Annotated in this window: 1 protein-coding gene; it reads right to left on the bottom strand. The window is 51.6% G+C overall.

Annotated features, from left to right (window positions below; genetic code table 11):
* Positions 1-52: 52 nt before the first annotated feature.
* Positions 53-736 (bottom strand): IS6 family transposase, encoded by a 684-nt coding sequence (locus tag ACR0A2_RS22175; protein WP_480447759.1) that lies wholly within the window; start codon positions 734-736, stop codon positions 53-55.
* Positions 737-818 lie beyond the last annotated feature (82 nt).

The following is an 818-nucleotide window of genomic DNA, read 5'->3' as shown; positions in this document are numbered from 1 at the left end:
GGTTCTGTCGCAAATTTCTTTGAGAGTTGTATAGACGAAACTGGTGAGCCGTTTATCCCGCAAGCTGGATAAACTGCTGAAACGGACGGATTCCGGGTGTGAATTGACCTTTGCGGATCATGTTGACCAGTTCGATACCAGCCAGGGCAGATGCGGCTGAAGCGAAAGATTTGAACCCCAGCATGAGTCTGATCCTTCGTTTGATGAAGCGGTGATCCTGTTCGATGTTGTTATTGAGGTATTTCTGCCTGACCATTTCAATCGGGATGGGACAACCAAAGCTCTTGAGCATCTTGTTGATCGCCTTGATGCCGGCCGTGTTGGCACCACTTTTGTCGATGACGATCTTGCGCGGCAAACCGTTCACTTCGAGAGCGCGGGCGAAGAACTTCGTCGCAGCGGGTTTGTTCCGGCGCTCGGACAACATGAAATCCAGGGTCTTCCCGTGTTTGTCTATCGCTCGGTAAAGATAAACCCATTTGCCTTTAACTTTCACATAGGTTTCATCCATGCGCCACGAACGGTGTGCGGGACGCTTTCTATACCGCGCTGTTTCAGCAATGAGGCCGGCATATCGACTGACCCACCGGTTCAGCGTTGCATGATCCAGATCAACGCCACGTTCCGCCATGATTTCTTCCAGATCCCGGTGCGACACACCGTAGCGCAGGTAGAAGAAAACCGCGTGCAAGATCACGTCTTTCGGAAAATGCGTGCCCTTAAATGAGATCGTCACGGTCTGCTCCTGTCAATTAGAGCACGCGCTACCAGAAATGCAGTCGAACTGACAGGTAGAGGCGAAGTTTGCGACAGAACCA

It is taken from the genome of Ruegeria sp. H8, assembly GCF_056532905.1.
Note: the sequence above shows the minus strand (reverse complement) of the source record. Positions and strands in the feature narration are given on the sequence as shown.